The organism is Janthinobacterium sp. GW823-FHT01H08 (assembly GCF_058797855.1).
The window spans coordinates 1,323,569-1,337,596 of record NZ_CM179504.1; the positions used below are offsets into that span (position 1 = coordinate 1,323,569).

The 14,028-nt window shown below is 59.0% G+C and carries 8 protein-coding genes and 1 rRNA gene; 8 read left to right on the plus strand and 1 reads right to left on the minus strand.

The features are described 5' to 3' along the window. Positions 1 to 132 precede the first annotated feature (132 nt). Positions 133 to 245 (plus strand): 5S ribosomal RNA (gene rrf / locus AC3RCG_RS05970). Positions 246 to 470: 225 nt separating this feature from the next. Here the strand turns inward: rrf and uraH are convergent. After that, positions 471 to 824 (minus strand): hydroxyisourate hydrolase, encoded by a 354-nt coding sequence (gene uraH, locus AC3RCG_RS05975; protein ID WP_034785620.1) that lies wholly within the window; start codon positions 822 to 824, stop codon positions 471 to 473. A 120-nt stretch (positions 825 to 944) separates the two neighbouring features. Between uraH and puuE the strand changes: the two genes are divergently transcribed. The 7 genes from puuE (at position 945) to AC3RCG_RS06010 (ending at position 14,018) form a co-directional block, all read left to right on the plus strand. Next, the gene (gene puuE, locus AC3RCG_RS05980; RefSeq protein WP_409027194.1) at positions 945 to 1,898 is read left to right on the plus strand and encodes an allantoinase PuuE; all 954 of its coding nucleotides are present in this window, start codon (positions 945 to 947) and stop codon (positions 1,896 to 1,898) included. A gap of 109 nt (positions 1,899 to 2,007) precedes the next feature. Next, positions 2,008 to 3,474: a xanthine dehydrogenase small subunit gene (gene xdhA / locus AC3RCG_RS05985; protein WP_409027193.1), complete on the plus strand. Its 1,467-nt coding sequence runs from the start codon at positions 2,008 to 2,010 to the stop codon at positions 3,472 to 3,474. A 10-nt stretch (positions 3,475 to 3,484) separates the two neighbouring features. Further along, positions 3,485 to 5,830: a xanthine dehydrogenase molybdopterin binding subunit gene (xdhB, locus tag AC3RCG_RS05990; RefSeq protein WP_409027192.1), complete on the plus strand. Its 2,346-nt coding sequence runs from the start codon at positions 3,485 to 3,487 to the stop codon at positions 5,828 to 5,830. A gap of 9 nt (positions 5,831 to 5,839) precedes the next feature. Continuing rightward, a complete protein-coding gene (gene xdhC, locus AC3RCG_RS05995; protein WP_492404604.1) occupies positions 5,840 to 6,919 on the plus strand; it encodes a xanthine dehydrogenase accessory protein XdhC in 1,080 nt (359 codons plus the stop codon). 9 nt (positions 6,920 to 6,928) lie between these two features. After that, positions 6,929 to 8,245: a guanine deaminase gene (guaD, locus tag AC3RCG_RS06000; RefSeq protein WP_492404602.1), complete on the plus strand. Its 1,317-nt coding sequence runs from the start codon at positions 6,929 to 6,931 to the stop codon at positions 8,243 to 8,245. Between the two features lie 43 nt (positions 8,246 to 8,288). Beyond that, positions 8,289 to 9,791: an adenosine deaminase family protein gene (locus tag AC3RCG_RS06005; RefSeq protein WP_492404600.1), complete on the plus strand. Its 1,503-nt coding sequence runs from the start codon at positions 8,289 to 8,291 to the stop codon at positions 9,789 to 9,791. 792 nt (positions 9,792 to 10,583) lie between these two features. Continuing rightward, positions 10,584 to 14,018 (plus strand): TonB-dependent receptor, encoded by a 3,435-nt coding sequence (locus AC3RCG_RS06010; RefSeq protein WP_492404598.1) that lies wholly within the window; start codon positions 10,584 to 10,586, stop codon positions 14,016 to 14,018. Positions 14,019 to 14,028 lie beyond the last annotated feature (10 nt).

The window sequence follows — 14,028 nt, forward strand, 5'->3', positions numbered from 1 at the left end:
TAGCAGGTACAGAGGATAAGACGGTACAACGTTGCGTGTGTGTTGATACACCAATTCATTACCCCGATCTTTGCTTCTTCCAGATTCATGGCCTTGTCGTCCTACAGGAGACAAGCGTCAGTACAAGTTATGCCTGATGACCATAGCAAGTTGGTCCCACCCCTTCCCATCCCGAACAGGACCGTGAAACAACTTTGCGCCGATGATAGTGCTGCAACCAGTGTGAAAGTAGGTTATCGTCAGGCTTGTTATTCGCAGTAAGAGAAAAACCCGTCAAGCAATTGGCGGGTTTTTTTTCGTCTGTGCTTTTGTGCCGGTGGCTGTCGGCTTACGCTGCGCTAAGCCGACCTACGCCGACATACGCCGACCTACGCCGGCCTGCGCCGACGGACATCGGCCGACATCGACCAAACCAGGTAGGTCGGATTAGCGCGCAGCGCGTAATCCGACAACATTGTTGTATGGTGGGATCAGCTACCGCGATAGGTCGAGTATGACCACGGCGATACCACCAGCGGCACGTGGTAGTTCTCATCCGTATGCGCAATGCCGAAGGACAGGGTCACCAGATCGATGAAGCGGGGTGAAGGCAATTCCACGCCCTGGGCGGCGAAATAGTCGCCGGCATTGAACACCAGCTCATACTGGCCCGCCTTCATGCTGTCGCCTTCCAGCAAGGGCGAGCTGCAACGGCCGTCGCTATTGGTCATATCCATCTTCAACAACACTTTGCCTTCCGGCGCGACTGAAAACAGGGCCACCTTGACGCCGGCTCCCGGCCTGCCGTGGGCGATATCGAGTACATGCGTGCTGAGTTTTCCCATTTGCTATCCTGTATATAGGGTGAGTGAATGTGCTTATCTTGCAAATCATATACCTGCATCAGCGGCTGGCTATATGATTGGGCATATAACCAACATTGTCTCCTATAGGCGAGCCACCGCATGAGTACTTATGAAAATTATCCGCGCGATTTGATCGGCTATGGCCGCACGCCACCTCACCCTCAATGGCCGGGAAAAGCCCGCATCGCCCTGCAATTCGTCCTCAATTACGAGGAAGGGGCGGAAAACAGCGTGCTGCATGGCGATGCCGCCTCGGAAACGTTTTTGTCGGAAATGATCGGAGCGGCGGCTTTTCCCGCGCGCCACCTGAGCATGGAGTCGATTTATGAATACGGTTCGCGCGCCGGATTATGGCGCTTGCTGCGCATGTTCGAGGAGCGGCGCCTGCCGTTGACCGTGTTTGGCGTCTCGATGGCCCTGAAGCGCAATCCGGAGGCGGTGGCTGCCTTCCAGGAACTGGGCCATGAAATTGCCTGTCATGGCTTGCGCTGGATTTCCTATCAAAACATGGATGAAGCGACGGAGCGCGCACACATGCACGAAGCCGTGCAGATCATCCGCGAATTGACGGGTTCCGCCCCGCAAGGCTGGTACACGGGGCGCGATTCGCCCAATACGCGCAAACTGGTGGTCGAGCATGGCGGCTTCCGCTACGACGCCGATTATTACGGCGATGACTTGCCATTCTGGGAAAAAGTGGCGTACACGGATGCGGCCGGCATGCCGGCCATGCAGCCGCAGCTGATCGTGCCCTACACCCTGGACACGAACGACATGCGCTTTGCCGCCATGCAGGGCTTTAATTCGGGCACGCAGTTTTTCGATTACCTGAAGGATGCCTTCGACGTGCTGTATGCGGAAGGCGATCCGAACGGCTTGAACCAGCCGAAAATGCTGTCCGTCGGCCTGCATTGCCGCCTGGTGGGGCGGCCGGGCAGGGCCGCGGCATTGGCGCGCTTTCTCGACTATGTGCAGCGCCATGAACAGGTGTGGATCACGCGCCGCATCGATATCGCCGAACACTGGCATGCGACGCATCCCTGCATTGCCTGAGAATGCCTGATAAGTATTGATATTGGATGATAAGTAAAATCAGTCTTTGCATATAGTTGTCCCATATGCCGGTGTTAATCTCCTATACTGGGACTATACCGAGGCCAGCATGTCAGAACCGATCCGCTTTTACTACCGTGGTGCCGTACAGGAAGTACGCAACGCCGCCCCTACGCAGACTGTGTTGCAGCACCTGCGCGAGGACTTGCATTGCACGGGCACCAAGGAGGGCTGCGCGGAAGGCGATTGCGGCGCCTGCACCGTCGTCATCGGCAGCCTGGTTGACGGCCAGGTCGAGATGAAGGCCGTCAACGCCTGCATTCAGCTCACGCCGACGCTCGATGGCAAAGCCCTGTTTTCCGTGGAAGACTTGCAGCAGCCCGATGGCGCCCTGCATCCGGTGCAGCAGGCGATGGTCGAGTGCCACGGCTCCCAGTGCGGTTTTTGTACGCCCGGTTTCGTCATGTCCTTGTGGGGCATGTATCTGGAGAAAAACGGCGCCACGCCCACGCGCTGCGAAATCGACGATACGCTGTCGGGCAATCTGTGCCGCTGCACCGGTTACCGGCCCATCATCGACGCGGCCAGGCGCATGGGTGAATTGCCGCATGTCACGTTTGATCGGGATGCCCTGGCGCAGCAATTGCAAGCGCTGCAGCGCGCTAGCGTGAGCACGTATGAACATGGCGGCCAGCACTTCCACGCGCCGCGTACCATTGAGGAACTGGTGGCGCTGCGCGCGGAAAAACCGCAGGCCTGCCTGCTGGCCGGCTCCACCGATATTGGCCTGTGGGTGACTAAGCAACTGCGCGACCTGGGCGACATCATTTATCTGGGCAACGTGGCTGCGCTGAAAACCATCGGCATTGTTGACGGCAAGCTGCACATCGGCGCTGGCGCCAGCCTGAACGATGCGTATGCGGCGCTGTGCCGGCATTATCCGGACGAATTGTCGGAACTGTGGCAGCGTTTTGCTTCTTTGCCGATCCGCAACGCGGGTACCCTGGGCGGCAATGTGGCGAATGGTTCGCCCATCGGCGACTCGATGCCGTGGCTGATTGCGCTGGGCAGCGATATCGTGCTGCGCGGTCCTGCCGGACAGCGGATCATGCCGCTTGAAAAGTTCTATTTGGGTTATCAGAAGAAAGACTTGCAGCCCGGCGAATTCGTCGAAGCCGTGCGCGTGCCCTTGCCCCGCGCCGAGGTGCATTTCCGCACGTATAAACTGGCCAAGCGCTTTGACCAGGATATCTCGGCCGTGTGCGCCGCGTTCGCGTTTGAACTCGATGGCGAGCGCATCGTCGATGCGCGCATCGCCTTTGGCGGCATGGCGGCCACGCCGCAGCGTGCTGCGCAAACGGAAGCGTTTCTGCGCGGACAGACATGGAGTGAGGAAAATCTGACTATGGCCATGCGCTTGCTGGCCGACGATTACGCGCCCCTGTCCGACATGCGCGCGTCGAACACCTACCGCATGACGACGGCGCAAAACCTGTTGCGCCGCTTCTGGCTGGAAACCCGTCCCGGTGCGCCATTGCCACCGACGTCCCTCAACGCCTACGCTTGCCGCGCCTGAAAGGACCAGCATGAACCATCCTGCCACGCCCGAACTGCAAGCGGCCGCCTGGAGCGCCGTGGGCAAGCCCAGCCCCCATGAATCGGCGCAACTGCATGTGCTGGGGCAAGCCACCTACACGGACGATATCGCCGAATTGCAAGGCACCTTGCACGCGGCGCTGGGCCTGTCGCAAAAGCCGCACGCGCGCATCACGGCCATGGATTTATCTGCCGTGCGCGCCGCTGCCGGTGTTGTCGCCGTCTACACGGCGCAGGACATTCCCGGCACCAACGATTGCGGTCCCATCATCCATGACGATCCCATCCTGGCTGCTGATCTGGTGCAATACGTGGGCCAGCCCATCTTCATCGTGGTGGCCGATACGCATGACCATGCGCGCCGCGCCGCCCGCCTGGCGCAAGTGTCCTATGACGAGTTGCCCGCGATCATGACGCCGCAGGCGGCCAAGGCCGCGCAATCGTATGTGCTGCCGCCCATGCAGCTGACACGCGGCAACTACCAGGCCGCGTTCGAGAAGGCGCCGCATGTGGTCAAGGGCCAGCTGTATGTGGGCGGCCAGGAACAGTTTTACCTGGAAGGACAGATTTCCTACGCCATTCCGAAGGAGGCGCAGGGCATGCTGGTGCTGTGTTCGACCCAGCATCCGAGCGAGATGCAGCACGTGGTGGCGCATGCGCTGGGTGTACATTCGCACAACATCACCGTCGAATGCCGGCGCATGGGCGGCGGTTTCGGCGGCAAGGAATCGCAATCGGCCCTGTGGGCGGCGGCCGCATCGATTGCGGCGGCGAAACTGAAACGTCCCGTCAAATTGCGTGCCGACCGCGACGATGACATGCTGGTGACGGGCAAGCGCCACTGTTTTTACTATGAATACGAAGTCGGTTACGACGACGATGGCCGGATCCTGGCCGCCAAGGTCGACATGACCACGCGCGCAGGGTATTCGGCGGACTTGTCCGGTCCCGTCGCCACGCGCGCCGTCTGCCACTTCGACAACACCTATTATTTGTCCGACGTGGACATCCGCGCCGCCTGCGGCAAGACGAATACCCAGTCGAACACGGCTTTCCGGGGCTTTGGCGGGCCGCAGGGCGCCATCGCCATCGAGTATGTGATCGATGAAATCGCCCGCCATTTGCAACGCGATGCGCTCGATATCCGCCTGCTCAATTTCTATGGCCGCAACGATGCGGAAGGGCGCAACGTCACGCCGTACGGGCAAAAAATCGTCGACAATGTCATCCATGAGCTCGTCGCGGAACTGGAAGAGAGCAGCGACTACCGCGCGCGCCGCCGCGCCATCGATGCGTTCAACGAAGCCAGCCCGGTCTTGAAGAAGGGGCTGGCATTCACGCCCTTGAAATTCGGTATCGCCTTCAACGTCACGCATTTGAACCAGGCCGGCGCCCTCGTGCACGTGTATGTGGATGGCTCCGTGCTGGTCAATCATGGCGGCACGGAAATGGGGCAGGGAATCAATACCAAGGTGATGCAGGTGGTGGCGCACGAGCTGGGACTGGACCTCGAATGCGTGCGCGCCACGGCCACCGACACCAGCAAGGTGGCGAACACGTCGGCCACGGCGGCATCCACCGGCGCCGACCTGAATGGCAAGGCGGCGCAGGATGCGGCGCGCCAGATCCGTGAACGCCTGGCCGATTACGCGGTCAAACTGTACGGTGGCGATGCTGGCACTGTGCGCTTCTTCGACAACCATATCCACGTCCATGGTCACGTCGTACCGTTTGCCGAGCTGGTGCAGAAGGCATATCTGGCTAGAGTGCAATTGTGGTCCGATGGTTTTTATGCCACGCCCGGGCTGTCGTGGGATGCGAAAACGATGACGGGCCATCCGTTTTCCTACTATGCCTATGGCGCGGCCGTGGCCGAAGTGGTGGTCGATACCCTGACGGGCGAGTGGAAACTGCTGCGCGCCGATGCCTTGTACGATGCGGGCCAGTCGCTCAATCCCGCGATTGATCTGGGGCAAGTGGAAGGCGCATTTATCCAGGGCATGGGCTGGCTGACGACGGAGCAGTTGTGGTGGAATGCGGCGGGCAAGCTGATGACGCACGCGCCATCGACCTATAAAATTCCCGGCATTTCCGATTGCCCGGAAGATTTTCGTGTGAAACTGTTCCAGAACCGCAATGTGGAAGACAGCATCCACCGTTCCAAGGCCGTGGGCGAGCCGCCGTTATTGTTGCCGTTTTCCGTGTTCTTTGCCATCCGCGACGCCATTTCCAGCGTGGGTCACCACGCCGTGCAGCCACCGCTGAATGCACCGGCCACCAGCGAGGAAATCCTCAAGGCGGTCATGGCCGTCCAAGCGGCGCATGTCGGCGCCTAGGAGCAGAAGATGAGCGACTGGCTGACAGTGATGGACAACGACACGCAGGCATCCGTGCTGGTGACGGTTGTCCTGGTCGAAGGTTCCGGGCCGCGCGAGGCGGGCGCGAAGATGCGCGTCACCCTCGATGGCGAGGTCGACACCATCGGCGGCGGTCACCTGGAATTGCGTGCCGTCGAAATTGCCAAGACCATGCTGGCGACAGGAGACACGCATGCGCGGCTCGAGCGTTTTGCGCTGGGCCCCAGCCTGGGCCAATGCTGCGGCGGCGTCGTCCACCTGGCATTTGAATATGTCGATGCCGGCCTGAAAGAATTGCTGGCAGCCTTGCGCGAACGCCGCCAGCAGGACAGCTGGCGTTTGACGGCGCTCGATGGCGAACCCGCCTCTGCGCTGTTCGATGCTGACGGCAGCTTGATTGCCGGCACGCCAGGCCAGGCGCCCGATACGTTTTCGCGCGAGCGCGCAACCCATGTCGCGCAGGGGAGTGAAGGGCGGCGCTGGCTGGTCGATCCCTGCCTGGCGCCGCGCGCGCATCTGACCTTGTTTGGCGCCGGCCACGTGGGCGCCGCCATCGTGCGCGCGCTGGCCCACTTGCCCTGTAATATCACCTGGGTCGATGAACGCGAAGACATGTTTCTCGCAGCATTGCCGGCGGGGTTGCCAGCTAACGTGCGCATCGCCGCCACCGACACGCCCGAGGAATTCGTTGCCATGGCGCCGCCGGGCGGTAGTTTTCTCGTCATGACGCATAGCCATGCGCTCGATCAACGCTTGACGCAAGCCATCATGGAGCGCGAGGATGCGGGCTGGTTCGGGCTGATCGGTTCGCACACCAAGCGCAAGCAGTTCGAGCACCGGCTGCAGGCGCGCGGCGTGCCGGACGAGCGCATTGCGGCCATGGTGTGTCCGATCGGCATGCCCGGCATCCGCAACAAGGCGCCGGCCGTGATCGCCTCCTCCGTTGCCTGTCAATTACTGACGGTGTGGGAGGAAGCGGCCGCGGCCGCCCTGGCCGCACCGCTGCGGCTGGCTTCTGCCAGCGCGCCACCGCGCCGCCGGACACGCGCCGCCATTCATCCGTTATAGAAAGAAGTCATGCCGATTGTTCCTGCCACATTGCAAGCCTACCGAGCCAGCTTGCTGCACTTCCACGCCGATCCCGCTTTTAATGAGGTTGCGCACGCCTGGCATGCGGATGGCTTGCTGATCGTGGCCGACGGCAAGATCGTCGCGGCCGGCGATTACGCGCAGCTGCAAGCCACTTTGCCGCTTGGCACCGAGATCGTCGATTACCGGGGCAAGCTGATCGTGCCGGGTTTCATTGATACCCATCTGCATTTCCCGCAGACGGAAATGATTGCCTCGCCCGCGCCGGGTTTGCTGCCATGGCTGGAAACGTACACCTTCCCTACCGAGCGCGCGTTTGAGAATCCCGAGCATGGGCGCGATGTCGCCGAGTTCTTTCTCGATGAACTGCTGCGCTGCGGCACCACGACGGCCATGGTGTATGGCAGCGTGCATCCGCAATCGGTCGATGCCTTCTTTGGCGCCAGCGAGGCGCGCGGCTTGCGCATGGTGGCGGGCAAGGTCATGATGGACCGCAACTGCCCCGAGTTCCTGCGCGACACGGCCGAGTCCGGCGCGCGTGAAAGCGAGGAATTGATACGCCGCTGGCACAAACACGGCCGCTCGCTGTATGCGATCACGCCCCGCTTCGTGCCGACATCGACAAATGAACAGATGCACCTGGCGGGCGAGCTGGCGCGCGCCTATCCGGATACCTATCTGCAGACCCACGTGTCGGAGAACGAGGATGAATGCCGCTGGGTGCGCGAACTGCATCCGCAGGCGCGCAGCTACCTCGATGTATATGACCACTACGGCATGCTGCGCCCGCGCGCCATGTTCGGCCACTGCATCTGGCTCGATGAGCGCGACCGCGCGCGCATGGCGGAAACGTCCTCGGCGGCCGCCATTTGTCCTACATCCAACCTGTTCCTCGGTAGCGGCCTGTTCGACTTTGAGCGGGCCGATGCGGCGAAAGTGCTGCTGTCGCTGGCGACCGATGTGGGCGGCGGCACCTCGTTCTCGATGTTGCAAACCATGAACGAAGCCTATAAAGTAGCACGCTTGAAAGGCAGCTATCTGCCTGCCTTGCGCATGTTTTACCTGGCGACCCTGGGCGCCGCGCGCGCCATGCAGCTGGAAGGCACCCTGGGCAATTTCACGGCAGGCACGGAAGCGGACTTCATCGTGCTCGACAAGCAAGCGACGCCGCTGCTCGAGCGCCGCACGGCTGGCTGTCAAAGCCTGGAGGAATTGCTGTTTGCCTTCGCGCTGCTGGGTGACGACCGCGCCGTGGCCGCCACTTATTCAGGCGGGCAATGCGTGCATGTGCGGGGGCAGGGCTGACCTACCCGTTGTTCAACACGAATTATCCTCAGCGAGAACGCGAATGCACAAGAAACTCACTGGCCTGGCGCTTGGCGCCGCGCTGGCATTGACCGGAACGGCGCAAGCCGCCAAGGCCGTGGCCACTCCGTCTTCCAACGAAGCGGCCACGGCGCGCCATTTTGCTACCCTGGTGTCCGGTGCACAGCCGAAGACAGCCGAGTTGAGCCTGTTCTTTTCCATGATGCCCAAGGGCGGTGATTTGCATCACCATTACTCGGGCGCCATTTATGCCGAGCAATTTCTCGACTGGGTCGACAAGGAAAACTATTGCGTCAACAAGACAACCTACCGTATCGAAAGCAACAAGGACGTCGTGGCGGCCGAGCGCGCCAAGCCGGCCGCACAGCGCAGCTGCCTGTCGTCCACGGAAGTGTTTGCCGATGCGGGCCTGTATGCGGAATTGCTGCAGCGCTGGTCGACCAAGGATTTCTATAACCACGGCGCCATCCAGACGCCGCCGGACCGTACCTTTTTTGACACCTTCGGCTACTTCGGTCCCGTGGCATCGACGAATACGGCCGATGGCCTGAAAACGCTGAAGCAGCGTGCCATCGCGGAAAACCTCAGCTACATCGAGACGATTTTCGAGCTGTCGCCCTTCGTGCAAAACGCGCAGTTCGACCAGCAAGTGCTGGCGCCGGGCTTGCCGCCGGCCGCGTTGCAAGCGCTGCTGGCCAAGTGGACCGCCAGCCTGGACCAGGACGCCAGCTTCCAGAAAAGCATCACCGCCTATAACGACAATGTGAACGCCAGCAGCGCCGGCATCGACGATGCGCACTTCACCATGCGCTACCAGGCGTATGTGCTGCGTTTCCTGTCGCCATCGCAAGTGTTCTCGTCCATGGTGGCCGCGTTCAAGGCGGCCAGCCTCAATCCGCTGCTGGTGGGCGTGAACATCGTGGGCCAGGAAAGCGTGAACGTGTCCATGCGCGATTACAGCTTGCACATGGAAATGTTCAAGTTCCTCAAGACAAAATATCCGAACGTCAAGATCGCCCTGCACGCGGGCGAGCTGGCGCTGGGCATGGTGCCGCCGGAAGGCATGGCTTTCCATATCGCCGAAGCCGTCGATGTGGCGGGCGCCGACCGTATCGGCCACGGCATGGATATCGCCTACGAGCACAATGCGCTGGCGACCATGCAAAAGATGCGCGAGCGGGGTATCCCCGTGGAAGTGAACCTGACCAGCAACGATTACATCCTTGGCATCAAGGGCCAGGCGCATCCGGTCACCCTGTACCGCAAGTATGGCGTGCCCTTCGTCATCTCCACCGATGACGCGGGCGTGTCGCGCAACACCTTGTCGAATGAATACGTGCTGTTTGCCAGCCAGTACAAGACCGATTATGCGGAAATCAAAAAGCTGTCGTATAACAGCCTGCGCTATTCCTTCCTGGCGGAAGCGGACAAGCAGCGTTTGCTGAAAGCGCTCGATGCCCGTTTCACCCGGTTTGAAGCGCAAATTGCCGCGGCCGACAAGGCAGGCAAGAGCGGCAAACCGTAAGTTACGCGACTTTCCCAACTGATACTCTCAGGGCGGCCGGATCTTCCGGCCGTTTTCCATTTCTCCCCTCCCTTTCTTGTGATGTGTTTTTGTTAATGTTGTGGCGGCCATGCGACACAATTAACAGCAGATACACGACTTTATCCAATTTCCTGGATGAATCAATTTCAAGTACATATTGCTCATTTATAATCTCGCGCCATAAGCCCGAACGCTGTCAGCACGATATCAATCCAGCTAGTTACCCCATGCTATTTATATTTTAAATATATAAATATGTAAAAAAAATCGTATTTGTCATCCATTTTTTGATGATGCATAGTGAGATGAAGATGATATTAAAAAGTCACAATTCATCTGGGCGATATCGTAAGAAGATGGGTATTTGCAGTAAATAAAGGTGAGATGCAGAGTGAAGCAAACAGTCGCGCAGCTAAATCACGACATTCTTCTGCATTTTGCCGCCGTGTCACAGTCTTGAAATATTTAACAATTACACTCGCGGCTTGCCATGTTGGCCGGCTAAGCATGTGGGATGAATGACACAGGTGCTAGCGCCCTGGGTCATACGGATCGGTAGCAGTTTTTTCCACCGTTATTGTCTGGATATAAATAGTTGTGATGTGTGGAGCGGCGTTTTGTGATGGTCTTGTCAGGACCGCAGCCAGTCCCGCCGGCGTAACAGTTGCAGCATCGTAAAGAGGAGATCTTGTGTTTGTGTTGCTGTGCGGCGCAGCCGGACGGTGGGCAATCCAGGATGTTCAAAAATAATAGTCTTTTCTGGGGTTAAAGATGATCAATCACAAGCGACTTCGGCTAACGCAAATCGCGTTCAGCCTGTCTATTGCACTGGCGGCGGCACCATCGTTCGCACAGAACACTACGTCTTCCATCGGCGGCCGTATCTCGGCCACCGACGGCAAGCCGGCAGCTGGTGCCACCGTTACCATCGTGCATACCGAATCGGGTTCCGTCAGCAATGTGACGACCGATGCGGAAGGCCGCTACGTCGCCCGCGGCTTGCGCGCCGGCGGTCCATACACCATCACCATCACCAAGAATGGTGAAGTGGAAAAACGCGAAGGCGTGTACGTGCAGCTGGCGGAAACAGCCAATGTGGACGCGACCCTGGGCGCCCAGATGCAAACCGTGAACGTCACGGGCACGGGCGCACGCGCACAGATTTTTAACCGCAGCAACATGGGTGCGGGCACCAACATTGGCGCGAACGAATTGGCCATGCAGGCGTCGATCCAGCGCAATCTGCAAGATTACGCCCGTTCCGATCCGCGTGTTTCTCAAACGGACAAAGAGCGCGGCGAATTGTCCGTTGCCGGTCAAAACTCGCGCTACAACTCGATGACCATCGATGGCGTGGCCGTGAACGATACGTTCGGCCTGGAATCGAACGGCAGCCCGACGGCCAAGCAGCCGATCTCGATCGATGCGATCCAGTCGGTGCAAGTGAACGTCGCCAACTACGACGTGACGCAAAAAGGCTATACGGGCGCCAACATCAATGCCGTGACCAAGTCCGGTACCAATGATGTCAAGGGCAGCGTCTATTATGTGTTCCGTAATGACAGCATGGCCGGTGACCGTTACGACAACGTCAAAGACAGCTATTACGCACCTGCGCCGTTCCGCGAAACGACCAAGGGTGTTTCCGTCGGCGGCCCGCTGATCAAGGACAAGCTGTTCTTCTTTGCCAACAAGGAAAAGCTGGAAAGCACTCGCACTGCGCCAAACTTTGGTCCCATTGGCAGCGCGATGACGAACGTCGGTATTACCGAGTCCGCTATTGCCGCTTTACAGACGATTGCCAAGGATAAGTACAACTTGCCAGTCGGTACCACGGCCGTCCCCGCAGGCACGAAGTTGACGGTAGATGATGTCTTGCTGAAACTGGACTGGAACATCAACGACAACCATCGCGCGATGGTTCGCTACTCCAAAACCGATCAATCCGAGCCGATGTTTACCGGTGTATCGGATAGCGGCATCGCCTTAAACTCGGCCTGGCGCTCGCAGGAAAAGTCGATCGAAACCATCGTCGGCCAGTGGTTTGCCGACTGGACGCCAAATTTCTCGACGGAATTCAAAGTATCGTCGCGCGACTATGAAAGTCTGCCGAAGAACAATTCCACCCTGCCAACCATGTCCCTCAAGTTTACGGGTGATGTGCCGGCAGGATCGCCTGCAGGCGTGTCGACCAAAGACCGCTACCTGAACTTTGGTACCGACCAGTCGTACCAGTTCAACGTCTTGCGCACCAAGACCAAGGATGCCTACCTGGGCGCCAACTGGGCCTTGGGCGATCATGAAGTCAAGTTCGGCACCGACTTCAGCAAGAACGATGTCTACAATGCGTTCCTGCAGAACATCAACGGCAACTACACCTTCGGCTGTATCAATAATGTCGGATACTCGTTTGTCAAACCGAACCCTGACGGCAGCACTACTTTCAACTGCAACAGCTCGGCCGCTCTTCAGGAACAAGCCGTACTGGAAAATTTCCGTACCGGACGCCCGAGCTCTTACCAGGTGCAAGTACCGTTGCCAGGTGGCTCGCTGGAAAACGCCATTGCTGATTTCAGCCTGAAAAACTATGGCTTCTTCGCTCAGGACGTATGGACCGTCAACAAACAGTTGACCGTGCAGTATGGCGTGCGTGTCGACAAGGCCGGCATCAGCGACCGTCCGCTGTATAACGCTGCTGCGGCTGCACCTATGGTGGCTGCCAACGCGCAGACGGGCAAGGCACAAAGCGGTGGTTTTGGCCTGAACAATACGCAAACCATCGATGGTCAGACACTGTGGCAGCCACGTGTGGGCTTCAACTACAAGTTTGACAGCGCCCGTCCTACCCAGTTGCGCGGCGGCGTCGGCCTGTTCCAGGGCGCGGCAGCCACGGTCTGGATGTCGAACCCGTTCGCCAATCCTGGCGTGGCAACCCGTATCGTCGGTTGCGGCACCAGCGGCTTCAAGGCTTGCCCATCGGTAGGTGGCTTGTTCAATCCTGATCCGAACACCCAGCCGACGAACTTCCCTGATGCCGCCCCTGCAGCCAACGTCGACTTCCTGTCGCCTAACCTGCGCCAGCCATCGATCTGGAAGGGCAACCTGGCATTCGAACATGAGTTGCCATGGATGGGCCTGGTTTTCGGCGCGGAATACCTGCGCACGCAAAACAAGGATGCCATTTACTATGAGCATCTGAACCTGGGCGCGGCGACGCGTACCGGTACCGATGGCCGTGCGTTGTACTATTCGAACACTGCCTACAATACGAACTGCTGGACTTCCACCGGTGGCTTGTCGTCGACCAATGCGGGTTGCGCGGGTTCCTTCGCCAAGGCACTCAAGAACCCTGCGTTCAACAACGTCATGGTTGCGCAGAAAACGGACAAGGGCGCGGGTAATCTGGTGACGCTGTCGGTCAGCCAGCCGATGACCAAGGGCTTTGGCTGGTCGGTTGCCTACACCTATACGGATGCAACGGAAGTGTCGCCGCTGACCTCGTCGGTATCGACATCGAACTTCAACGCCCGTTCGATCTTCAATCCGAATGAAAACGTCGCCGCCAATTCCGGCTACCTGGTGAAAGACCGCTTCAATGCTGTGTTGAACTTCCAGAAACGCTTCTTCGACAACTACAAGACCAGCTTCGGCCTGTTCTATGAAGGCCGCAAGGGCAAACCATACAGCTGGACCTACAGCAATGACTTGAACGGTGACGGCGTCAGCGGCAATGACTTGATGTATATCCCATCGAAACCAGGTTCGGGCGAAGTGGTATTCCGTGGCGATACGGCAACCAACCATGCCAACGAAGATCGTTTTTGGGCATTTGTGAACGCAAACGGCGACCTGCGCAGTTCGAAAGGCGGCGTGGTGAAGCGTAACGACAGCTTCTCGCCTTGGACCAACAGCTTCGATATGCGTGTCAGCCAGGAAGTCCCAGGCTTCTTCAAAGGCAACAAAGGCGTTTTCACGATGGACTTCTTCAACGTGGGCAACATGATCAACCGCAAGTGGGGCCGTATCAATGAAATGGCTTTCCGCTCGGCTGGCGGTCAAACGCGTAACTTTGTTGATTTTGCCGGTCTCGATGCTCAAGGTCGCTACATCTATCAAGTGCGTGACAAGGTAGAAGACTACACCGTGCGTCAACAAAAGGGTGAGTCCCAATGGGCGATCCAGGCGACGGTCAAGTACGAGTTCTAATCTCGACGCT